Origin of the sequence: Stutzerimonas azotifigens, from assembly GCF_013522725.1 — a bacterium.
GTDB lineage: Bacteria > Pseudomonadota > Gammaproteobacteria > Pseudomonadales > Pseudomonadaceae > Stutzerimonas > Stutzerimonas azotifigens_A.
This window is the reverse complement of sequence record NZ_JAAMRF010000001.1, coordinates 59,472-82,147: the sequence shown is the minus strand read 5'-3', so window position 1 is coordinate 82,147 and position 22,676 is coordinate 59,472. Positions and strand designations below refer to the sequence as shown.

General features: G+C 62.0%; 22 protein-coding genes and 1 pseudogene. 12 read left to right on the top strand and 11 right to left on the bottom strand.

Annotated elements, in window-relative coordinates; translation table 11 throughout:
* Positions 1–394 precede the first annotated feature (394 nt).
* Positions 395–754, top strand: a complete 360-nt coding sequence (locus tag G7026_RS22530) for a hypothetical protein (protein WP_219858294.1) — start codon at positions 395–397, stop codon at positions 752–754.
* Entirely contained in the window at positions 693–866 is a 174-nt protein-coding gene (locus G7026_RS22770; protein ID WP_181068614.1) for a hypothetical protein, read from the top strand. The genes G7026_RS22530 and G7026_RS22770 overlap by 62 nt, the downstream gene beginning before the upstream one ends.
* A 151-nt stretch (positions 867–1,017) precedes the next feature.
* Here G7026_RS22770 and G7026_RS00365 read toward each other — a convergent pair whose 3' ends face one another.
* The 3 genes from G7026_RS00365 to G7026_RS00355 form a co-directional block, all read right to left on the bottom strand.
* Entirely contained in the window at positions 1,018–1,914 is an 897-nt protein-coding gene (locus G7026_RS00365; RefSeq protein WP_258190129.1) for an AraC family transcriptional regulator, read from the bottom strand.
* 67 nt (positions 1,915–1,981) lie between these two features.
* Positions 1,982–2,812 (bottom strand): oxidoreductase, encoded by an 831-nt coding sequence (locus G7026_RS00360; protein WP_181068612.1) that lies wholly within the window; start codon positions 2,810–2,812, stop codon positions 1,982–1,984.
* A 148-nt stretch (positions 2,813–2,960) separates the two neighbouring features.
* Positions 2,961–4,172: an MFS transporter gene (locus G7026_RS00355; protein ID WP_181068610.1), complete on the bottom strand. Its 1,212-nt coding sequence runs from the start codon at positions 4,170–4,172 to the stop codon at positions 2,961–2,963.
* Positions 4,173–4,334: 162 nt separating this feature from the next.
* On the opposite strand from G7026_RS00355, the gene G7026_RS00350 reads away from it, so the two are divergent.
* Positions 4,335–5,138 carry an AraC family transcriptional regulator gene (locus G7026_RS00350; RefSeq protein WP_375138181.1) on the top strand — a complete coding sequence of 268 codons (804 nt, stop codon included), beginning with the start codon at positions 4,335–4,337 and terminating at the stop codon, positions 5,136–5,138.
* A gap of 119 nt (positions 5,139–5,257) precedes the next feature.
* On the opposite strand, the gene G7026_RS00345 is transcribed toward G7026_RS00350, so the two are convergent.
* The gene (locus tag G7026_RS00345; protein ID WP_219858251.1) at positions 5,258–5,953 is read right to left on the bottom strand and encodes a GntR family transcriptional regulator; all 696 of its coding nucleotides are present in this window, start codon (positions 5,951–5,953) and stop codon (positions 5,258–5,260) included.
* 155 nt (positions 5,954–6,108) lie between these two features.
* On the opposite strand from G7026_RS00345, the gene G7026_RS00340 reads away from it, so the two are divergent.
* Positions 6,109–7,866: an IlvD/Edd family dehydratase gene (locus tag G7026_RS00340; protein WP_181068607.1), complete on the top strand. Its 1,758-nt coding sequence runs from the start codon at positions 6,109–6,111 to the stop codon at positions 7,864–7,866.
* 72 nt (positions 7,867–7,938) lie between these two features.
* Positions 7,939–9,291, top strand: coding sequence for a GntT/GntP/DsdX family permease (locus G7026_RS00335; RefSeq protein ID WP_181068606.1), 1,353 nt, complete (start codon positions 7,939–7,941; stop codon positions 9,289–9,291).
* A 112-nt stretch (positions 9,292–9,403) separates the two neighbouring features.
* On the opposite strand, the gene G7026_RS00330 is transcribed toward G7026_RS00335, so the two are convergent.
* Positions 9,404–10,012, bottom strand: a complete 609-nt coding sequence (locus tag G7026_RS00330) for a TetR/AcrR family transcriptional regulator (protein WP_181068604.1) — start codon at positions 10,010–10,012, stop codon at positions 9,404–9,406.
* Positions 10,013–10,134: 122 nt separating this feature from the next.
* Here G7026_RS00330 and G7026_RS00325 point away from each other — a divergent pair, with 122 nt between their 5' ends.
* Both G7026_RS00325 and bdcA read left to right on the top strand, forming a co-directional pair.
* Entirely contained in the window at positions 10,135–11,331 is a 1,197-nt protein-coding gene (locus G7026_RS00325) for an MFS transporter (protein ID WP_181068602.1), read from the top strand.
* Positions 11,332–11,361: 30 nt separating this feature from the next.
* Complete coding sequence (bdcA, locus tag G7026_RS00320; RefSeq protein WP_375138180.1) at positions 11,362–12,084, top strand: SDR family oxidoreductase; 723 nt, start codon at positions 11,362–11,364, stop codon at positions 12,082–12,084.
* Between the two features lie 136 nt (positions 12,085–12,220).
* Here the strand turns inward: bdcA and G7026_RS00315 are convergent, their stop codons facing one another.
* Positions 12,221–12,613: a RidA family protein gene (locus tag G7026_RS00315; protein ID WP_181068599.1), complete on the bottom strand. Its 393-nt coding sequence runs from the start codon at positions 12,611–12,613 to the stop codon at positions 12,221–12,223.
* A 141-nt stretch (positions 12,614–12,754) separates the two neighbouring features.
* Here G7026_RS00315 and G7026_RS00310 point away from each other — a divergent pair, with 141 nt between their 5' ends.
* Positions 12,755–13,681 (top strand): LysR family transcriptional regulator, encoded by a 927-nt coding sequence (locus tag G7026_RS00310; RefSeq protein WP_181068597.1) that lies wholly within the window; start codon positions 12,755–12,757, stop codon positions 13,679–13,681.
* A gap of 157 nt (positions 13,682–13,838) precedes the next feature.
* On the opposite strand, the gene G7026_RS00305 is transcribed toward G7026_RS00310, so the two are convergent.
* A complete protein-coding gene (locus G7026_RS00305; RefSeq protein ID WP_181068596.1) occupies positions 13,839–14,681 on the bottom strand; it encodes an ion transporter in 843 nt (280 codons plus the stop codon).
* Positions 14,682–15,471: 790 nt separating this feature from the next.
* On the opposite strand from G7026_RS00305, the gene G7026_RS00300 reads away from it, so the two are divergent.
* Positions 15,472–16,896, top strand: coding sequence for a hypothetical protein (locus G7026_RS00300; RefSeq protein ID WP_181068594.1), 1,425 nt, complete (start codon positions 15,472–15,474; stop codon positions 16,894–16,896).
* Between the two features lie 57 nt (positions 16,897–16,953).
* On the opposite strand, the gene ycaC is transcribed toward G7026_RS00300, so the two are convergent.
* Positions 16,954–17,568, bottom strand: a complete 615-nt coding sequence (ycaC, locus tag G7026_RS00295; protein ID WP_181068592.1) for an isochorismate family cysteine hydrolase YcaC — start codon at positions 17,566–17,568, stop codon at positions 16,954–16,956.
* A 188-nt stretch (positions 17,569–17,756) separates the two neighbouring features.
* On the opposite strand from ycaC, the gene G7026_RS00290 reads away from it, so the two are divergent.
* On the top strand, positions 17,757–18,671 hold the full coding sequence (locus tag G7026_RS00290) for a LysR family transcriptional regulator (RefSeq protein WP_181068591.1): 915 nt from the start codon (positions 17,757–17,759) through the stop codon (positions 18,669–18,671).
* A 63-nt stretch (positions 18,672–18,734) separates the two neighbouring features.
* Here the strand turns inward: G7026_RS00290 and G7026_RS00285 are convergent, their stop codons facing one another.
* The 3 genes and pseudogenes from G7026_RS00285 to G7026_RS00275 all read right to left on the bottom strand — a co-directional run bounded on the left by G7026_RS00285 (position 18,735) and on the right by G7026_RS00275 (position 21,216).
* A complete protein-coding gene (locus tag G7026_RS00285) occupies positions 18,735–19,679 on the bottom strand; it encodes a DMT family transporter (RefSeq protein WP_181068589.1) in 945 nt (314 codons plus the stop codon).
* 223 nt (positions 19,680–19,902) lie between these two features.
* Positions 19,903–20,298 (bottom strand): annotated as a pseudogene (locus G7026_RS00280) (LysR substrate-binding domain-containing protein); the annotation flags it as partial.
* Between the two features lie 3 nt (positions 20,299–20,301).
* Positions 20,302–21,216, bottom strand: a complete 915-nt coding sequence (locus G7026_RS00275) for an AraC family transcriptional regulator (protein WP_181068588.1) — start codon at positions 21,214–21,216, stop codon at positions 20,302–20,304.
* Positions 21,217–21,368: 152 nt separating this feature from the next.
* On the opposite strand from G7026_RS00275, the gene G7026_RS00270 reads away from it, so the two are divergent.
* Both G7026_RS00270 and G7026_RS00265 read left to right on the top strand, forming a co-directional pair.
* The gene (locus G7026_RS00270; protein WP_219858250.1) at positions 21,369–21,968 is read left to right on the top strand and encodes a hypothetical protein; all 600 of its coding nucleotides are present in this window, start codon (positions 21,369–21,371) and stop codon (positions 21,966–21,968) included.
* A gap of 36 nt (positions 21,969–22,004) precedes the next feature.
* The gene (locus G7026_RS00265; RefSeq protein ID WP_181068586.1) at positions 22,005–22,529 is read left to right on the top strand and encodes a nuclear transport factor 2 family protein; all 525 of its coding nucleotides are present in this window, start codon (positions 22,005–22,007) and stop codon (positions 22,527–22,529) included.
* The last annotated feature ends 147 nt before the right edge of the window (positions 22,530–22,676 follow it).

Below are 22,676 nucleotides of genomic sequence, written 5' to 3'. Positions count from 1 at the left end.
CCATGCTCTGCCGGTTCAGGAGGTAATTAATGATGAGCATGAGTGAACACTGCGATACGACATTCTCCATAGAGAGAATCCAATGACGAATCCAATCGACAAAATAGCCTGCGCGACAACGGCGAGGGACGGCGTCGAAGCGGAGAATGTGCTCGAAATGTCGGACGAAGAGTTCCTCTCACGCGTGCTTGTGCAACTGAAATACCACGACCATCTGGTTCCACGAAGTTGCTACGACACGTATTGCGGCTTGTCGCTCCGGCCGACGTGTCCACACTTCAAGATTCAGGAGCGCTCTTGAGCTGTTCTCGGGCAACAACAAGATAGGCATACCCGGATGTTTTCCTGGCTTACTGCAGAGTTATCGGTTCACAGCACTTGGGGCAGAGGGGCAATGAACGTTTCAGGCTTGGGAAACGTGGTGATCGAACGAGCACAGGCAACGGATATAGCGCCCATCAAATCGATCGTTGTGGCCGCTTATTCGAAATACATCGAGCGCATAGGTAAACCGCCAGCACCTGTGACGGAAAACTACGAAGAGCTGATACGGTTGCAGGGCCTGTATGTGCTGCGACTCGACGGGGACGTTGTGGGTGCTATCCATCTTTCCAAGACAGGCGATTCAATGTCCATTGGAAATCTTGTTGTAGACCCCCCGGTTCCAGGGCCGTGGCTTGGGTCGGCTGCTTATGGCATACGCAGAAGACCAGGCACGGACGGCGGGGTTGCCCGCATTGACGCTATTCACTAACGAAAAGATGCACGAAAACATCGCCATCTATACCAAGGCGGGCTTCCTGGAAACCCGCCGCATGACAGACAACGGCTTCAACCGTGTCTATTTCAGAAAAGATCTTGGATGAGCATCGGGCTCGCATCATAGAGCCGTTGGGCGACTTGCATGGCCGGCGCGGCCCGCCGCCCACTCGAGCCACGCCAGATATTCGCTACGGTGCCCGGGGCGCACCAGAGACTGGCTGGCAACGGGACTCACCATTCGGAGCGGTTCCGCACTCAATGGGACGACACGTAAATGGAGGGCTCCGTTGGTGCCGGCAGCACATAGGTGTCCTGCATCCATTGCACTTCGGCCTGGGGCGTACGCCCAAAGAAACGCTTGAAATCGCGGCTGAATTGGGACGGGCTTTGATAGCCCACCTCAAAGCCTGCCGCAGCCGCCGTAATATCGTGACGAAGCATCAGTAGGCGCGCCTGATGCAGGCGTGTCGACTTCAGGTACTGCATCGGAGTTGAACGGGTCACAAGACGGAAATGCCGATAGAAACTTGGCGCACTCATACCCGCCTCCAATGCCAGCGTCGAAACGTCCAGCCTTTGCGCGTAGCTCGTATGGATCCTGCGAATCGCTTGCACGACCTTGCCGAAGGCGCCCTGCTGGGCGAGTGCGGCGCGTAGGGAACCACCCTGTTCGCCAGTGGCGATGCGGTAGTAAATCTCCCGCACCAGCGTCGGCCCCAGCACGCGGGCTTCTAACGGGTCGCTCATGGCTTCGAGGAAGCGGAGCGTCGTCTTGCTCAGCGGCTCGTCCATGGGCGATGCGTACATGCCTTTTGGCTCGGCCGGTTCGAGCGCGGCGGCATCCGCGATTTCCAGCATCAGCTCGCCAGCCAAGGTGAAGTCCAGATGCATGTAGATCGCCAACATCGGTTCAGCTTCGCTGGCATCGGTCTCCATCGTGAAAGGCACAGGAACCGAGACGACCAGGTAGTGATGCGCATCGTAAAGGTACAGCTCATCGCCCAGATGACCGCGCTTGCGACCCTGGCAGAGAATGACGATGCCAGGGTCGTAAAGCACGGGTGTACGGGAGAGCGGGCGGTTGCAACGCAAGAAGCGGACATCACCCAGCGCGCTGAGGTTGTAGCCCTCGAGCGGGGCGAGCTGCTTCATGAGCTCTACCATGCGCCTGATGCGTGCCACTGCGTCTTCCACGATTGATCAGGTCCTGTGGTTATGCTCAGCCATCGGTGGATCGGGACACCTGTTCCCAGCGATCAAGCTCCGAGGCGGTGCGCGCGAGCTTGTCGCGTACTAGCGCCAATGCATCGCTCCCGAGAAGCAAGTGATAGGGCGGCGCAGGCTCGTCGATGATCCTCAGTATCGCTTGTGCGGCTTTTACCGGGTCGCCAAGCTGTTTGCCGCTCTTGAGTTCGCGCGCCTTTCGTATGGGATCGAAGCTTTCGTCGTAATCGGGGATGCTCCGCTTGGTGCGACGCATGGATCGTCCGGCCCAATCGGTGCGGAACGAGCCCGGTGCCACGGCGGTGACGCTGATGTTGAATGGCGCCAGCTCCTGGCTCAGCGTGTCGGAAATCCCTTCCAGGGCGAACTTGCTGCCGCAGTAATAGGCGATACCGGGCATGGTGATGGTTCCGCCCATCGAGGTGATGTTGATGATGTGCCCGGAGCGCCGCGCGCGGAAATACGACAGAAATGCCTTGATCAGCGCGACGGCGCCAAAGACGTTGACGTCGAACTGCTGCCGCATCTCCTCGAATGGCGATTCTTCAAGAACGCCTTCGTGCCCGTAGCCGGCGTTGTTCACCAGGACGTCGACCGGGCCGTATGCCGCTTCGATTTCATCCACGATGCCGTCGATCCGGTCGAACTCGGTCACATCCAGAATCACCGCGTGCGCACGCTGCTGAGAGAGCGACTCGAAGCGCACCGCTGCCTCGGCCTGGCGCACGGTGCCGATCACCCGGTGGCCTGCTGCAAGCGCTTCGCTTGATAGTGCCTTACCGAAACCGCTGCTGACGCCAGATATGAATAGGGTTTTGCTGCTCATGGAGGTACTCCTGTTCGGATGCACCGCCATGGTAGATACCGGCGTGCAGCGCACCTATGCCAGCGCCTCTGGGACCCTTGCCTGATCCTATCAACCTGCCGTGCCAGCTAGCCGGTCTGCTCTGCGTAGGCAGGAATAGCCCGCCCGCTCACACCCCTTTGGTGGACGGCAGCAGGATCGTCATGATCCCCAGCAGCGGCAGGTAGGAGCAGAGCCTGTACACGTACTCGATGCCATGGATGTCCGCCAGGTGCCCGAGCAGCGCGGCACCGATGCCACCGAAGCCGAACATCAGCCCAAAGAACACGCCGGCGATCATGCCGACATTTCCCGGCACCAGCTCCTGGGCGAACACCACGATGGCGGAGAATGCCGAGGCGAGGATGAAGCCGATGACCATCGCCAGCACGGCCGTCCAGAACAGGTCGACGTAGGGCAGCGCCAGCGTGAAGGGCGCGACGCCAAGGATGGAAAACCAGATCACCTTCTTGCGGCCGATCCTGTCGCCGACGGGGCCGCCGAAGAAGGTGCCCGCCGCGACGGCGCCGAGGAAGAGGAAAAGATAGAGCTGGGAATTGGCCACCGACAGGCCGAACTTCTCGATCAGGTAGAAGGTGAAGTAGCTGGTGAAGCTCGCCATGTAGAAGTACTTGGAGAACACCAGCAGCGCCAGCACCCCCAGCGCGAAGCTCACCCGCCTCCTGGACAGCCCGTGGGTCGCCTGGCCGCCCTGCTTGAGCTTGAACAGGTTGAGGTGGTTGCGATACCAGCGGCTCAGCCCGTAGAGCACCAGGATCGCGAACACCGCGAACAGGCCGAACCAGGCGACGCTGCCTTGCCCGTACGGAATGACGATGGCCGCCGCCAGCAGCGGGCCGAAGGCGCTGCCGGCATTGCCGCCGACCTGGAAGGTCGACTGTGCGAGACCATAGCGACCGCCCGAGGCGAGCCGCGCCACCCGAGAGGTTTCCGGGTGGAAGGTCGAGGAGCCGATCCCCACCAGGGCCGAAGCGATGAGGATCGCCGGGAAGCTCCCGACGAAGGCCAGCATCAGAATGCCGATCAGCGTGCAGACCATGCCGGCCGGCAGCAGCCAGGGTTTGGGATGGCGGTCGGTGTGGTAGCCCACCCAGGGCTGCAGCAACGACGCGGTGAGCTGGAACGTCAGGGTAATCAGCCCCACCTGGGTGAAGGTCAGCCCGTAGTTGGCCTTGAGCATCGGATAGATGGCCGGGAGCACGGCCTGGATCAGGTCGTTGATCAGATGCGCCAGGGCGCAGGCCCCGATCACACGCATGGCCAGGGGGCTGGCTTGGCTGGCAACCGAGGCGGTCGTCGTGGGGGTCGCAACGCTGGTCATTGCAGGTCGTCCGGGGCAGGGAAAGAGGTAAGTGCGAATACCGACAAGCACTACGGCAAGGCCCGCGGTATGGAAAGCTCAGGGCTGCCACTCCCTTCCAGGGGCACCAACCGGGCTCCGGCGCTATCCTAGATACCCAGGAAATTGCCTGTCTTGCTCGATATGGGCGGACACTCTCGCGAAAAGGGAATCATGCTCAGGCCGTTGGACGAATTGCTGGCTGAAGTGGACGAAGTGCCTTGGGCCGTCATCAGCAGCGCCACAGATTACCCGGAAGGCTGGCTCATCGAGCCCCATTCCCACGCAAAGCATCAGCTGATCTACGCCATCGAAGGCGTGATGGTCGTGCACTCCGCCTCGAGCCAGTGGACCGTCCCGCCCAGCCGGGGAATATGGATGCCCAGCGGGCACGTGCATTCGATTCGCTGCGTGGGCTCGGTGAAGATGCGCAGCGTTTTCGTGCGGACGGACGAATTTCCCGAACTGCCGGACGAGATCAGAGCCGTGAGCATTTCTGCGTTGCTGAGCGAGCTGATCAAGGCCTCTGTCTCGATAAAGGCGTCCTACGAGCCAAACTCACGGGAGGCCAGAATCATGCATTTGATCCTGGACGAACTCACCCTCCTGCCGACCTTGCCTCTGCACCTGCCTCAGCCGGTCGATCAACGAATCAGAACGATCTGTTCGGCCCTGCAATCCGATCCGGCTGATCGATCATTGCTCTCGGATTGGAGCGACCGCCTGAACCTCGATGAAAAGACGATTCAGCGACTCTTCCACAAGGAAACGGGCATGACGTTCGGTCGTTGGCGTCAGCAAGCCCGGCTGCTTTTGGCGTTGGAGCGTATTGCAGTCGGCGAGAAGATCATCGACGTGGCGGGCGCGCTGGGTTACGACAGCCCAAGCGCGTTCACGACCATGTTCAAGAAACAGTTCGGGAAGACCCCGAACCATTTCTTCAAGTGACGCTTGAATGAAACGCCTCCAAAGCGCTTCTCATATACGCGACGTACCTGAGCACTTGCTTCGCCAACGAACGAAACGCGGACCTGGTGCGCTGCCGGAACACTCGCGGAGCTAACGGTTCATGTGGCCACGGAGCTGGCCGGCCCTGCGCGTAAGCGCTGGGCCTGGATGTAGGCATCCCTGGATGGCAGGAGGTGGGCGCGGCAGAGCTCGACGAGGGTTTCCACGTCGCCGCCTCTGAGGGTTTCGATCAGTTGCCAGTGCTCCTGCCGCGAGCGTTCGAGCTGGGCCGGCATGGCGATGGTGGAGGAGCGTATCGAGTGGGCCCGCTGGGCATGGTTGCTGATCGCCTCGACCAGCACCGGGTTGTCGGCCAGGCCGAACAGCTCGCGGTGAAAGCGGACGTTCAGGCGGAACACCTGCCGCAGGTCGCCCTGCGCCACGGCCTCGTCGTGGGCGTACTGGATCGTCAGCAGCGCCTGTAGCCGCGCCTCGTCCACCGGGAGCGGGATCTGTCGGACGCAATGGGTCTCGAGCAGTTCGCGTACCTCGTAGAGGTGCTCGACCTCCTCGACCGTGTAGGCCTTGACCAGCGCGCCGATGTTTCGCTTTCGCTCGACCAGGCCCATCTGCTCGAGTTCGGCGAGGACGTTGCGCACCACGTGGCGTTTCAGGCCGAAGCGCGCCATGAGGTCGTCTTCGACCAGCCGCTCGCGCGGATGCAGCATGCCGAGCACGATCTCTTCTTCCAGGGTCTCGATCACCGACGCCGGGCTGTGGGCGCCCGGCACCGGCTCTCTCTGCGATTCGTTCAAGTCGTTCCAAGCTCCAGCCCAGCGAACCTGCAGGACTATAAAGAGGTTTTCCGGCTGCCTCAAACCAACAAAAGGCCGGGTTGCCAGCGCCGCCATCTCATGGCTAAATGCGCCCCACAAGATTATTGATAATAATATCGACAAAGGTGAATCTGATGGTGGACAAGAAAAAAGACGACGCCGTGGTCGTGCCCACAGGCCTGCGCAAGGGCCTGACCAACTATGGCGACACCGGCTTTTCGCTCTTCCTACGCAAGGCGTTCATCAAGGGCGCCGGCTACACCGATGACGCGCTGGACCGTACCATCGTCGGCATCATCAACACCGGCAGCGGCTACAACCCCTGCCATGGTAACGCCCCGCAGCTGATCGAGGCGGTCAAGCGTGGTGTCATGCTCGCAGGCGGCCTTGCGATCGACTTCCCCACCATCTCCATTGGCGAAAGCTTCTCCACGCCGACCAGCATGTACCTGCGCAACCTGATGTCGATGGACACCGAGGAGATGATCCGCGCGCAGCCCATGGATGCCGTGGTGCTCATCGGCGGTTGCGACAAGACCGTACCGGCCCAGCTTATGGGCGCCGCCTCGGCGAACATCCCGACCGTGCAACTGATCACAGGCTCCATGCTCACCGGCGGCCATCGCGGCGTGCGCGTCGGCGCCTGCACCGACTGCCGTCGCTACTGGGGCCAGTACCGTGGGCAGGAAATCGACGAGGCGGAGATCGTCGAGGTCAACTCCAAGCTGGTCGCCAGCGTCGGCACCTGCTCGGTGATGGGTACCGCCAGCACCATGGCCTGCATCGGCGAAGCGCTGGGCATCGTCATGCCCGGCGGCGCGACGCCACCGGCCGTCACTTCCGACCGCATGCGCATCGCCGAACTCACCGGCAAGCAGGCCGTCGAGATGGCGCGCACCGGGCTCACCCCGGACAAGATCCTCACCCCCAAGGCCTTCGAGAACGCCCTGCGCGTGCTGCTCGCCATCGGCGGCTCCACCAACGGCATCGTGCACCTGACCGCCATCGCCGGGCGCATGGGGTATGACATCGACCTGGAAGCCTTCGACCGCATGAGCCGCGAAACGCCGGTGCTGGTCGATCTCAAGCCGTCCGGCCAGCACTACATGGAAGACCTGCACCGCGCCGGTGGCCTGCAGACGGTACTGCGCGAGCTGCGCCCGCTGCTGCACCTCGACGCGCTCACCGTCACCGGCCGCACACTCGGCGAAGAGCTCGATGACGTGCCAGCCTTTACCCAAGACGTGGTGCGCAGCGTGAAGGACCCGATCTACCCGTACGGCGGGATCGCCTTCCTGCGCGGCAGCCTCGCGCCCGAAGGCGCCATCATCAAGCAGTCGGCCGCCGACGCCACGCTCATGGAACACGAGGGTCGCGCCGTCGTCTTCGAGAACTCCGAAGACCTGGCCCTGCGCCTGGACGACCCGGACCTGGACGTGAACGCCGACGACATCCTGGTGCTCAAGAACATCGGCCCCATCGGCGCGCCCGGCATGCCGGAAGCCGGTTACCTGCCGATCCCGAAGAAGCTCGCCCGTGCCGGCGTCAAGGACATGGTGCGGATCTCCGACGGCCGCATGAGCGGTACCGCCGCCGGTACCATCGTCCTGCACGTAACGCCCGAGGCTGCGCTGGGAGGCCCGCTGGCTCTGGTGCAGAGCGGCGACCGCATCCGCCTGAGCGTATCGGAGCGCAGCATCGACCTGCTGGTGGCCGAAGACGAACTGGAACGCCGCCGTGCCGCCCTGGTGCTGCCGACTCCGAAAAACGCCGAGCGCGGCTACCGCAAGCTGTTCTTCGAGCAGATCACCCAGGCGGACAAGGGCTGCGATTTCGACTTCCTGCGCCCGCCGACCATGCAGGGACGGATCCCCACCCGCAACCACGACTGATACCAACACCCTATATGTGCGCCGGGCAGCCGGCGCATTTCCGCGCTCCCCACAATAACAATCGGAGTTTGCATGGAAAGTAATGCCCTCATCCTGACGGTCACTGCGTCATCGATCGTCGCGCTCCTGTTTCTGATCGTAAAACTCAAGTTCCAACCTTTCCTCGCGCTGATTCTGGTGAGCCTGGCCGCGGGCCTGGCCATCGGCATGGCGCCGCAGGACCTGCTGGCGTTCGTCGTCAAGTCCATGGGCGGAACCCTCGGCTTCGTCGCACTGATCATTGGCCTCGGTTCCATGTTCGGCGAGATGCTGCGCGTCTCCGGCGGCTCCGAACGGCTGGCCCTGACGCTGATCCACAAGTGCGGCGACCGCAGCGTGCCCTGGGCGCTGGGGCTGGTGGGCTTCCTGGTGTCGATCGCCGTGTTCATCGACGTCGCCATCGTCATCCTGGTGCCGCTGATCTACGGCATCGCCCGGCGTACCGGCAAGTCGCTGCTCTACTACGGCATCCCGCTGTGCGCAGGCTTGAGCGTGACCCACACCTTCCTGCCGCCCACGCCCGGCCCCATCGCGACCGCCAGCATCCTCGGCGCGGACCTGGGCTGGGTGATCATCTGGGGCGTGATAGCCGGCCTGCCGGCCATGGCTGTCGCCGGCCCGATATTTGGCAAGTTCATCTCCAACCGCATCTTCGTGCCTGTCCCCGAATACATGGTGCAGGGCGAAAGCAAGTTCGATGACCCGAGCAAGCTGCCGGCCTTCCGCGGCGTGGTCCTCGTCCTGTTGCTGCCGCTGGCGCTGATTCTCAGCAACACCACCGCCGAGATGCTACTGCCCGAAGGCAACCTGCTGCGTGACGTGCTGATGTTCGTCGGCAACCCCATCATCGCGCTGCTGCTGACCACGCTGCTGACCTTCTGGGTGTTCGGTCACAACCGTGGCTTCTCGGCCGACCAGCTGCAGAAGATCGCCACCAAGGCGCTGGAACCGGCGGGCATCATCATCCTGATCACCGGTGCAGGCGGCGTGTTCGGCAAGGTGCTGGTCGAGTCCGGGGTCGGCAAGATCCTCGCCGATGCGATGCAAGACATGAACATGCCACTGGTGCTGTTCGGGTTCACCACGGCGGCCATCATGCGCATCTCGCAAGGTTCGGGCACGGTGGCGATGATCACCGGCGCGAGCCTGACCGCCCCGGTGGCCCAACTGCTGGGCGCCAGCCCGCAGATGCTCGCCCTGTGCACCATCGCGATCGCCTGCGGCGGCGCCGCCTTCTCCCACGTCAACGACTCGGGCTTCTGGATGGCCAACCGCTACTTCGGCATGAGCGTGTCCGATACGCTCAAGTCGTGGACGGTGATGAAGACCATCGTGGGGCTGACCGGTCTGGCGATCTGCCTGGTGATCAGCCTGTTCATCCAGTAACGCAGCGCAGACGCGACAAAAAAGAGGCGCCTTTTACGGCGCCTCTTTTCGTTTCACTTGCCTGCGCCAAGCCCGGCCGCGCGTCGCCACCACCAGGGCCCGTCGCTTAATCTCAGGAGCCAGGGCTCCAAGCGGTCATCAAGTGGTCGATGGCACCCTCAATGACCGACTGCGGAACACCGTCGCGCGCCATCGGCGAAATGCCCAGTAGAAACCCCTCGAAGACCGCGGCAAGTGCTGACGCGTCGGTGCCTTCAGGCAAATCACCTCGCTCGATACCGCGAGCGATGCAGGAGAGAAGACCAGCACGTGTGCGGGCACGTGCCACACGCAACGGTTCCAGAACGTTGGAATCATCGGTCGCACATGTACCTAGGATTCCGAGTGCCACCATGCAACCTTTCGGATTGCCCTCGTCGCACTGCATGCGCGCCGAGCGTTTGAGTGTGGTGACAATAGCCTCTCTTGGCTCGAGCGCCTGGTCGAAAAGCGGGTCAGTCACCCGCCCGTGCGTATCCATGTAGCGTGCTACCACTTCCTTGAACAACCCTTCTTTCGAGCCGAAAGCGGCATAAAAGCTGGGCGCGGTTATACCGCCGCCAATGTGCGCTTTCAGCTGGCTCAGCGACGTGGCGTCGTAGCCGTACCGCCAGAACAACTGCATTGCCTCGTCGACTGCTTGCGCCCGGTCAAACGAGCGGGGACGTCCCATCTGCGCCATATACAGGCCTCCTGCAAACCTGAATCTATACTAATCGATACAAAAGTCATTGACCACGAGCAAGAACGCTGATTGGATATATACCGATCGATACATATCCCGAGGACGCTGAAGTGGCGAAGATGGATGACAACGCAGAACACCTACCCCTTGCAGCCTTATTGGCGCTGGCGATGACAGGATTCATCTGCATCATGACCGAAACGCTGCCAGCAGGGCTTCTTCCCGAAATCAGTAACGGACTCGGCGTCTCGCCAGCACTGGCGGGGCAAACGATAACGGCCTATGCCGTGGGATCGATGGTAGCCGCCATACCCCTCACGATAGCGACGCAAGGCTGGCGCCGCCGCCGGGTGCTGATCGCGACGATCTTGGGATTTCTGTTCTTCAACACGCTGACTGCCCTGTCATCTAGCTATGCGCTGACCCTCGTCGCTCGGTTCTCAGCCGGCGCGGCGGCTGGCCTCGCCTGGAGCCTGCTGGCCGGTTATGCCCGGCGCATGGTGACGCCGTCCCTTCAAGGGCGAGCAATGGCTGTGGCGATGGTCGGTACACCTATCGCTCTGTCGCTAGGCGTACCGCTTGGGACATGGTTGGGCAACCTCCTGGGATGGCGGTTGGCGTTTGGCGTGATGTCGGTACTGACTGTGATGCTGATCGTATGGGTGCTGGTGAAGGTTCCAGACTACCCAGGCCAGCCCAAGGGGCAGCAGCTGCCTATTCGTCAGGTGTTCAACACACCAGGTATCGGCCTCATCTTGGCCGTAGTGTTCACTTGGATGCTGGCGCACAACATTCTCTACACCTACATCGCGCCTTTCGCGGCGCAAGCCGGACTTGGCCACCGCGTTGATATGGTACTGCTGGTGTTCGGTTTCGCATCCTTGATCGGTATCTGGGTCATCGGCCGCGTCGTGGACCGAAACCTGCGCGGCGCCGTACTGGTAAGCCTTGCAGTGTTCGCTCTGAGTGCACTCCTGATGGGCCTGCGCAGTCACTCCGCTGCGGCGCAATATGTAAGCGTTTTCGTGTGGGGACTAACGTTCGGCGGTGCGGCCACGCTGCTGCAGACCGCATTGGCGGATACCGCAGGTGCCGGGGCCGACGCGGCGCTTTCAATGAACGTGGTTACCTGGAATGGCGCGATTGCAGGCGGCGGCATTCTGGGCGGCATCCTGCTCGAGACCCAGGGCGCCAATTCGCTGGCCTGGGCCGCATTCGTGCTGCTGTTGATCGCGTTTTCCATTGCGTCGGCTGCTCGCCGCCACGGTTTCCCGGACGGTGGGCGATCGGTCGGATTGGCCGTTACCAGCCACTGACGGAATCCGTATCAATCGAAACCTGAAGAGATATCCAACATGACAATCGCAAATACTAAAACCGTCCTGGTACTGGGTGGCAGCCGAGGTATTGGATCTGCCATCGTGCGGCGCCTTGCCCACGACGGTGCCCACGTCACGTTTACCTATGCTCGCTCTGAGGAGCGTGCTGCAGCTCTCGCAACGGAGGTTGGCGGCAAGGCGTTACAGCTGGACAGTGGTGACCGTACGGCGTTGATCTCAGCGATCGAAGGCATGGGCGCCTTGGACGCACTTGTGGTAAATGCCGGCGTCCTTCACGGTGGTGAGGCCTTGGCAATGGATCCCGACGAGATCGACAGCCTCTTCCGTATCAATATCAATGCCCCGTACCACGCCGCCGTTGCGGCCGCTCGACACATGCCAGAGGGGGGCAGGATCGTCTTTATCGGTTCGACAAACGCCGACCGAACGCCGATGCCAGGGCTCGCTGCCTATGGTGCAAGCAAGGCTGCCCTCAAAGGTATGGCAAAAGGCCTCGCCAGGGATTTCGGCGAGCGCGGGATCACGGTAAACGTGGTTCAGCCTGGCCCAACCGACACCGAAATGAACCCCGCCGACGGAGAGCTACGAGACGTCATGCACAGCTTCATGGCGATAAAGCGCCATGCGAAAGGCACCGAAGTGGCCGCGTTGGTCGCCTGGCTCATAGGCCCGGAAGCCTCGATGGTGACGGGTGCCGCCTTGACCATTGATGGCGGTTTTTCGGCGTAGGATTATGCAACGTGGAACGACCAATGGAATTGGAACGGTAGCTGCCCCTCGGGACGGGCAGCTTCGTGCTTCTGTTTCACATCCAGACAGCGTTGAGCCGAATGACCCGTGGAGCTGAAGCCCAGTGCCGCCGTTTTTACTCCGCCAGCTTCGCGATCACCTTGATCTCGAACTGGAAGCCGTAGAGCCAGGTCACTCCGACGGCGGTCACCGTTGGGTGCGGCGCCTCGCCCCAAAACTCGGACACCACCTTCCAGGCTCGCTCGAAGATCGCCTCGGGGTCGACTATGAAGACGGTCACGTCGACCACATCGTCGAAGGTGCAGCCCGCCGCTTTCAGGATCGCGTTCAGGTTCTCGAACGCGAGCCGGACCTGCGCCTCCAGCTCAGGCTCGGGCGAGCCATCCTCGCGGCTGCCGACCTGCCCGGACACGAACAGCAAGCCGTTGGCACGAACAGCCGGCGAATAACGATTGATTTCGTAGAGCGCCTGGCGCCCGTCTGGGAACACCACGTCTCGCTTGGCCATGGGAACAACCTCCATCGGTGGGCCGTGCGGCCCGTGAGTTGACGATGGAAGGACTGTAGGCCCACCGCCCCACTGGATAAACTCGCAAGCTCAACCAGCACTGTTTGCAAATCCCAAACAATCAGCCCGACAGGAGCCGCGATGGACCGTTTCGATGCGATGCAGGCCTTCGCCCGTGTGGTGGAAACCGGCAGCTTCACCAAGGCGGCCGAGACCCTGCACATGAGCAAGACCAGCGTCACCCAGCTGATCCAGCAGCTGGAAGCACGCCTGCGTGTCCGCCTGCTCAACCGCACCACGCGCAAGGTCAACGTCACCGCCGACGGCGCCGCCTACTACGAACGCGTGGTGCGCCTGCTGGCCGACATGGACGATGCCGAGACCAGCCTGTCCAGCGCGTCCGCCGCGCCCAGGGGCCGGCTGCGGGTGGACGTGCCCAGCCCGTTCGCGCGCATGATCCTGGTGCCGGCGCTGCCGGCCTTCCACGCCCGCTACCCCGACATCCAGCTCGACATGGGCGTGAGCGACCGCCGGGTCGACCTGATCGGCGAGAACGTCGACTGCGTGGTGCGCGGCGGGGAAATCACCGACCAGTCGCTGGTGGCCCGCCACGTCGGCGACCTGCGCCTGGGCGTCTACGCCGCGCCGAGCTACCTGGAGCGCGCCGGCACGCCCCGGCATCCGCGCGAGCTGGAAGACACCCACCACCGCATCGTCGGCTTCCTCTGGGCGCGCTCCGGCAAGGTCTTCCCCTACGCTATGCATGGCCAGGACGAACGCGTCGAAGTGCTGGGCCGCTACGTACTCGCCGTCGACGACGGAAACGCCTACCTCGCCGCGGGTCTCGCCGGCCTCGGCATCCTCTGGCTGCCGGACTACATGGCCCGAGAGCAACTGGCTCGGGGCGAACTGGTGCCGCTGTTCGAAGACTGGCAACTGGACCCGATGCCCATGTACGTGGCCTACCCGCCGAACCGGCACGTCAGCGCCAAGCTGCGGGTATTCATCGACTGGATCGTCGAGCTGATGGGCGAGCACGGGCCCGTGCTCGATCGGCGGGGTTCATGAGCGGGCCGGATGCGGCAAGGGCTTGGCGGTGCGAAGAGCTTCGGCTAGTGACTAGAGCTGGCCGGCAGCAAGCGGCCAGAAGCGACATATCGCCCTGGCCACGGCCTGCTGCAAAGCGCGCCAGTCCTCCGCCCCGCCACGCACGGAGTGCGTTTGCCTAGCGGCGAGACTCCTGACGCAACAGCTCCTTGAGTTCGGCGATTTCGCCGCGCAGCGAGCGGACCTCGTCGTGCAGATCGGTTTCGATGTGATCCCGCGCCGCATCGATACTCGACTGCGTGGCTTCGCGGTCTGCCTCGGTCACCGTCTGCATGGCATTGACGATGATCGCGATGAAGAGGTTCAGCATGGTGAAGGTGGCGATCAGGATGAACGGGATGAAGAACACCCAGGCGTAGGGGAAGACCTCCATCACCGGCCGCACGATACCCATCGACCAGCTTTCCAGCGTCATGACCTGGAACAGCGTGTACACCGAACGCCCGAGGGTGCCGAACCACTCGGGGAATTCGGCCGAGAACAACCCGGTCGCGATCACCGCCGACACGTAAAACACCAGCCCCAGCACCATCGCAATCGAACCCAGACCGGGGATCGCGGACAACAACGCACTGACCACGCGGCGCATCGACGGCACCATGGTCACCATTCGCATCACCCGCAGCACACGCAGCGCTCGCAAGATGCTGAGCTGGCCACTGGCGGGCACCAGGGCGATGGCGACGACTGCGAAGTCGAACAGACTCCAGGGATCGCGGAAGAACCCAGCCCGATGCACGTAGATGCGCGCAGTGATTTCGGCCACGAAGACCGCCAGGATGATCGTATCGAGCAGATGAAGCATCCCGCCCCAGCGATCGACCACCGAAGCGGAGGTCTGCATGCCGAGGATGACCGCATTGATTACGATCAACAGCAAAATGGTCCGCTGAACGGCCGGCCGTTCGATGAATTGTCCCAGCCGACTTCGCATACCCGTGTCTGGCTTTACTACCTGCATGATGCCTACCTGTTTCTAACTGATCGTTGCCCCGGCGCCGCACGGCTTGCCGCCCGCGCACCGAATTACTCGCGGGCGCGAGTATGGCGTTGCGGGGCGGACGGGGGAAGAGATGGCGCTTGGTGGGCAGAGCGTCTGCCATGAGCCTTAACCGTGCCTGGCGAAGGATGAGATGTACGCTCTGAGTGGAGTATCAACGGGCCCGGACGGCCCGGGCGGCAGGCTCGTCGGGCTCATGGCCAGCCGGACATGACTGATCTCCCGGCGTTTCCGAACGAGCTGGTGCAAGCGGATCAGAATTACTTTGACTTACAAAGGGGAACAGATTGCGTTGCCCCCTTTCGCTCGTCCTGTGTGTTCGTTAGCCGAACGACTTCTTTGTCTCCCTCCGGGCAGGAGAACCCCGCTCTAGAACCAAGTCAACTCACCTACCGATCGATAGCCCAACGCCATCATCGTCGGTGTACCATTGCCCGGCATCGCATGGAAAGGACGCCGAGATGGAGCTTTCGCTCATCATTGCCGTGATCACGGCATTCGTATTGCTGATCAAGCACTCCAAGGCCAAGGGCCGTGAGGAAAGGCCGTACCCATGGCGCTATCGGTCAGACGGACGCCCTTTCCCGTAAATAAATCTGCCCCCTTCTCTGTTGTCCCCCCCTTCTCTCTTTGCCTCTGTCTCCCGGCAGCCCAAGGTTCGCCGGACGCAACGGACAGACTGCATTCCGGCTTTGAGGTATCGGGTGGGACTCTCGATAAGGAAAGGCCTTCGTTATTCAAGACGCCCGAAATGACCTCAAACAGCCGCCCTTCTCTTCGCTACCACCTTCCCGTCGCGCTCGTCGCCGCCGCCCTGTCATCCGCCTGCAGCAGCCTGTCGAGCCCCGCTCCGTCTGGCCCTCATCCAGGACTTGCAGTCTTTAACCAAGCGATCAACCAGCCGGTCAGACCGGACACCATCGTGCGGGAGGGCGACAAGGTGTCCTATCTGGCCGCGACCTCTCCCGAGGCCCCGGTGCTGGCCCGGTTCGAGATTGCATGTAATGGGACCTCGGCGAGCATGTTCTATCGGACGGACAGGGGAATGATGCCGTTCAGCCACTCCCCAACCTCGACCAGGCTACCGAGACTGCAGTTCGAGCAGTTGCAACAGAGCGACCAGTTAAAAAGCGTCTGCGAGCAACGACCGGTTCCTGACTGGCGTGTTCTGGACACTGCTGAAGGCAAGGACTGGCTCCTCATCGACCTCAGGAGTGTGCGAGTCGAAGACGGAGTCCTGAAGGCGTGGACCGGCAAGCACTATTATCGCCAGCAGCTCAACGGCGCTAATCGGGAACTGATCTCCCAGGAGCGAGAGCGCCTGGCGATAAGCTGTGACGAACAGACCCTCAAGGTCGCGAGCCATTTCACTCTCGATGTCGCATCAAGGGTGCTCAATGGCTGGGTAAGACCCGAGGACGATTTCAAACCCGTCAAGGAGGCGACTCCCGACCACCAGAGGTTGTACGAGGCGATCTGCAAAGGTGGCGAGGCCTTGTCGGCGCTGCCTTCGTTCGAACCGCGTACCTCGCGGCCCATTCTCATCACCTCCCCTCGGGTCTCACCTCAAGTCATCGCCGACATCGAGACACTTGGCCTGCAGGCCCCAAGGCTGAACTTGAAGAAGGTCAACTATCGATACGACGCTGCGTTATTCAACGGTGCGCGGTTCGATGGCAGAGCGAAAACAGACCTTATCAGTGTCGATGAAGCGTCCGGCCAGGTACTGGTGCAACCCACAGAGAACATCACTGATCCGCAGGTTCGCTTAACTTTCAGAGGGCTGTTCGAACTGGCTCGGACTTCCATCGATCGAAAGACCGGAAAAGAAGTCGAACTCAGCACTGTTACGGCCGTGAGATTTACCGGCAATTGGCAGGATTTGCCGCCCAATAGCGAAGTTGCCTATACCCTGACTCGTACCCAAAACACCCTGGAAGGGCCCAGGAGTCAGGGAAGCACCGTGACGTGCAAGATCGGCGAAGAAGGGCCTGCAAGCCGATACAACGCTGGACTGCAGGGCACGGCTAAGCCAATCAACTGCATCAAGATGAAAACACGGAAAATGGAATGGTCCGAGCGATTCATCTTCTTGAACGACTACGGAGTCTTCCTGCATACGTTTGAGAACAGCGTCTTGGGCAGATGGGCTTGGTATATCGAATCGGTCGAATAACGTGCCACGACCCCCATGCCGCTCGATGAGCGGCATGCGGCCTCTACCTGTCCCGCCTTACTTCTGGTTGAAGCTCTGAATCAGGTTGGAATAGGCCGGCAAGTGGCCGCCCAGGATGCCGCCGAAGCCCTCCACATCGTTACGCCAGTCACGATGCAATTCGCCACCGACGCTGAACCAGTTGACCAGTTGCGCACCAGCATGGGCCATGCGCGCCAGCGCCGCGTCGCGCACGGCGGTGTTGAAGGTGCCGGAGGCATCCGTCACCACGAAGACGTCATAACCCGCCTCCAACGCCGAGAGCGTCGGGAACGCCACGCAGACGTCGGTCACCACCCCGGCGATGATCAATTGCTTGCGCCCGGTGGCCTTGATCGCGTCGACGAAATCCTCGTTATCCCAGGCGTTGATCTGCCCCGGACGCGCGATATAGGGGGCATCGGGGAACATCGCCTTGAGCTCAGGAACCATCGGACCATTGGGGCCCTCCTCGAAGCTGGTGGTGAGAATGGTAGGCAGCTTGAAGAACTTGGCGATATCGGCGAGCGCCAGCACGTTGTTCTTGAACTCGTCCGGCGAGTAGTCGCGCACCAGCGAAAGCAGACCCGCCTGATGGTCGATCAACAAAACGACGGCGTCGTCCTTGTCCAGACGCTTGTATGTGAATGCCATGCAAAAAGCTCCTATTCGAGTGAGGACCTGGGGCGCGGGAATCCGCTTCACCCCGATGGAGTCCTCATCGTAGTTACCGATAGCCCGGGCAATCGACCACGCGGGAGGAAAATAGCTTTTCGATAAAATCGAACAGACGCTCATCCGTCCAGGCATTACCCTCATGACGTCGAATCAGGAAGCCAGACATGAAGCTCGATCTACAGGAAATCGAAACCTATCTGCGCGTGGTGGAACTGGGCGGGGTCAGCCGGGCGGCAGAAGACCTGGCATTGTCGAAATCCGTGGTGAGCAAGCGCCTGAGCGATCTCGAGCAACGCCTGGGCGCCAAGCTGCTGCACCGCTCGACACGCAAGGTCGCGCCAACCGACAGTGGCATGGCCTTCTACACCCAGGCCAAGGAAGCGCTCTTCAATCTGGGCGAAGCGGCAGAAGCCGCCGCCTTCAACGACAGCGGCCTGTGCGGGCGTTTACACGTACTGGCGCCGATGAGTTTCGGTACGTTGTGGCTGGCGCCATTGATCGCCGAATTCATGCGCCAGCACCCTCGACTGGAAATCAGCCTACACTTGGAAGACCGGATCAGCGACTTCGAACGCGAGGGCTATGACCTCTGCGTGCGTATTTCACGCATTGGCGATAGCGCCCTCATCGCCCGCAAGCTGGCCAGCAGTGCACGGATACTCTGCGCCAGCCCCGACTATCTACAACAGCGCGGAGCCCCCGAAAATATCGAGGCGCTACGCGGGCACGAGTGCATCGGTTACAGCAACGTTTCTTCCCGACAGTTCTGGTCATTCGAGAACACCGACGAGCAGGGCGAACTGGCGAATGTAGCCCCACGGGGGCGCTTCTCCAGCAACAACGGCGAAGTGATGCGCGAAGTGGTGCTGGCTGGCCTGGGCCTGGCACTGCTACCCAGCTTTCTCGTCCACCACCATCTCAAAGCCGGCTCGCTGATCGAGGTGTTGCCCCACGCACGCCCCAAGCCCTACTCCATCTACGCCATGTACCCGCGCTCCAGCCGAGCCTCACGCAAGGTCGCGGCCCTGTGCGACTTTCTGCAGCAACGCCTAGTCGAACCGCCTTGGGAACAGCACTGACATCTGGGCGAAACGGGCCGGTTCGTCACCAACACACGTGAACCGGTTGAGTACCCAGGCGTCTCAGCCTGACGATCTGGTCGACGTCCTCGGACGCCGCGACTCCAGGTATTGCTCGCCTAGCAAGACAACCAATCCGCTCAGTACGATGATGAAGGTGCCGATGCAGCTCCACAGATTCGGCAGCTCGGAAAAAAGCAGGTAGCCCAGCAGGCTCGCGCCGACGATTTGCAGGTAAGTGAACGGTGCGACGAACGGTGCAGGGGCCACCTCGAAGGCACGCACCAGGCAGTAGTGCCCGCAACCACCGAGGATCCCCATGCTGACCAGCAACCCAACATGTACCAGGCTGTCCGGCGACTGCCAGAAGAATGGCAGCATCAGGCTCGTCAACACGAACCCGGCGGCGGCCATGTACGTGTTGGACGTTTCCGGCGTGTCGTGACTGGCGAGCTTGCGCGACAAGATCTGCGTAAGCGCTGAGGTGCAAGCACTCAGGAGCACCAGTAACACGGCAGGATGAAAGGCATCGCCACCCGGCTGGATGACGAACAGCGCCCCAGCGAACCCACTGATTGCCGCGACTGTCTTCAGCAGGCCTACCGTCTCGCCCAGCATGATGGGTGACAGTACTAGGACCACCATAGGCGCCGTGAAACTCACCGCCGCCGCGGTCCCCACCGGCACGTACTGCAGCGCACAGAACATCAGGAAGGAGGTGAGGCAGAACAGCAACGACCGCACGATTTGCAACCAGGGGCGCCGAGAGCGAAACAGCGCCTTCCCTTTGCGCGGCGCGAATACCACAAGCATGAACACCACATGGCCGAAGTAGCGGCACCAGAGCAACTGAATGACCGGGTAGAACAGGCCGAGGTACTTAACTTCCGCGTTCAGTAGAGGAATCAGAATCGCCGCCGCCAGCATGAATGCCACCGCTGTCACGAACGGGCTGCGCTTCGGATCCAGCTGCTCCTCGAGGGCTTCATCTTCCCGCGCCGCCAACATCAGGTGCTCCCTTGATCAGCTTGTTGTTGTCAGCCATGTTCCGCATCGGACTACCAACGCAGGCTCCATGTTCGAACGGATGTAGATGGCCGATCAACTGAGGTGTATCGCAGCTTACTCCTATCAGTTGCCAGCTCGGCCGGAGAACGTGCCTTTTGACCGCAGGCGTCACCGTCTGCAATCGGCCGAAACAGGCACTAGTCACCATCAGGATCCGGCACCTCCTCTCCAACCGCGGCCCCGCCCACTCCACGAACGCCCTCACCCGCGGCGAAAGCTGCAACGAATGCGGATAGACCAGCTGGATCGGCAGGTCCCCCGGCTCGAACTCCCTGAGTATCCTGACCAGCCGCCCATCGGCCAGTTCGTCCGCCACCTGATAGTGCATCAGGCGCGTAACGCCCAGGCCTTGCACGCAGGCCAGGCTGGCGGCGCGGATCTGGTTGCACATCAGCCGCGGCGCAATAGGTTCGGCGAGTTCCTTGCCGTCGTGGCGGTAGTACCAGTGCCGACCTTGGGAGGCGAGCGTGATGCAGGCGTGGTCGCGCAGCGCCGCCGGGCTGTCGATGGCCGGGGCGGTGCGCAGGTAGTCGGGCCTTGCGCAGGTCACGAGTCGGGTGACTTAAACGAGCTCCGACTCACCCATGGACACCTCGGCTACGCGGCGGAGCCGGCGGGCATCTTTGGCGGGCGGTAGGCCGAACATGCGCGCGTAAGCTCGGCTGAATTGCGATGGGCTTTCGTAGCCCACCCGATACCCAGCGCTCGCCGCGTCCACCGCCTCGGTGGCCATGAGCCGTCGCGCTTCCTGCAGCCGCAATTCAGTCCGGAACTCCAGCGGGCTCATGGCCGTGATCGCCTTGAAATGCGCATGGAAGGTGGAGCGGCTCATGCCGGCGATATCGGCCATGCTGTCGATGCGGCAGGGTTCGGTGTAATGACTCCGCAGCCAGGAAATGGCCTTGGCGATCTGGTTCAGGCGGCTGTCGGCTTGGGCCATCTGCCGGATGATGCCGTTGCCGCTCCCGGTCAGCAGCCTGTAAAGCATTTCGCGAACCACCAGCGGCGCCAGCGCCTCGATGTCGCCTGGCGTGTCGAGCAACCCGACAAGCCGAACCGCGGCATCCAGCAATTCGGGACTCGTCTCGTTGAGCGCGATGCCTGCAGACGGGACGTTGTCATCGCTCGACTGGCAGGGGTAGCGCAGAGCGAGGTCGCTCAGCACGGTCATGTCCAGATCCAGCACCAGGCACAGATAGGGCGCGTCCCGACTGGCCTCGATGACCGACCCCATTACCGGCAGATCCACCGACGCCACCAGGTAGGTAGCCGCGTCATAGACATAGGCCGTGGTGCCCAGCATGACGCGCTTGCCTCCTTGGACGACGAGGCAAAGAGTTGGCTCGTAGACGACGGGCATCGGAATCGTCGGCTGGCCTGATCGCGCCAGGCTTACACCCGGAAGCGGCGTGCGATGCAGGCCATCCGTCTGGACGTGACGTTTGATGAGGTCGACGAGCTTTTCCAGCGGGTCCATGCCCCTCCTCCGAGGTCGGTACGTAAACGATTCGGCGCCGACCGCTTAGATGATCGAGCAAGGACCGAGGACAATCCGACTACGGGCGGGTGCTCACTCGTAGGCAGACTTATTCCCACAGCATCTGATAGCAACGTTGTGAGGAACCCATCATGCCCGCTTTCCCAGCCTCCAACCACTACCGCCGCTCCGGACGATCCGGCATGCGCGGCATACTGGCCGGCCTGTCGCTCATCGTCTCGAACACCCTGATGAACACCGCGACGGCGGCAGGCGCGTCGTCATGCCCAACGGCCGGTCCAGGCCAGATCGGCGATCTGCACAGCGAGTGGATTCTGGTCGGCTGGGAGAAGCATCCCGGTGACGGGCCGTTCGATTTCCGCGCCAAGCTCGGCAAGTTCTATGACTTCACGGGGCCGAACGTGGTGCTCTACGACGATTTCGAACCCCAGCACCGCGTAGCACGCAGTGCGTCCGAATACGGCACTTTCTGGACAGCGCCCTTCACGGCCATGAGGTCCGCCCGACATCGCGTCATGGACGGGCCGGACGTCATCGCCGGCAGCGACCTCGCGACTTCCACCCTGGAGTTCGCCGCGCGCCTCGAAGCCGCAGACAGGGCCATCACCGGCATCAGAACCCGTTCCTCCCTGGTGTGGCAGTGCACGGCACAGGGCTGGAAGATCGTTCGCGAGCACAACTCCACGAGGCGCGTCGATCAGGACGAAATCGATTCGCTTATTCCCGGCTAACCACCGAACGCCCCCGATACCAAGAGGACTTCCAGCATGTACACATCGACCTTTCGTACTCTCCGTTCAGCCAGCCTGGCAGCCATGCTGGCGCTCGGCGGCGCGCTGTTGCCACACATGGCCAGCGCGGCTTCACAAAACGATGTCGAGGCACGCAACAAACAGATCGTCACCGAGGCATTCGATCGTTGGGCTGCCGGCGGGACCACGTTTTTCACCGACGTGCTGGCGCCGGACGCCACCTGGACGATCAAGGGCTCGGGCCCCAGTGCGGGAGTATTTCGAGGTGTCGAACCCTTTGTCGAACAGGCCGTTCGACCCTTCGTGTCGCGGTTATCGACCCCCGTAAGGCCGGTCAGCAAACAGGTGTGGGCCGATGGCGATCATGTCGTCATCCAATGGGACGGCGCCGGCATCGCGCGGGACGGGCAACCCTACAACAACAGCTATGCCTGGATCTTTCACATGCGCGACGGCAAGGCCGTCGAGGTAACCGCCTTTCTCGATCTCGAACCCTACGACGACGTATTGCGGCGCATTCCTGCACCAACGGGAGAGTGAACAACCGAGCCGGGTGTCGCCTCGCAGCCAGGGCAGGCGAAGCCCTCCCAACCGAACCAGCGAATTGGAGAACGACATGATTTACCGATCCGCCATCATGAGCGGCCTGATATTCGGCTCTCTTTATCTGTTGAACTCACCGGTGGT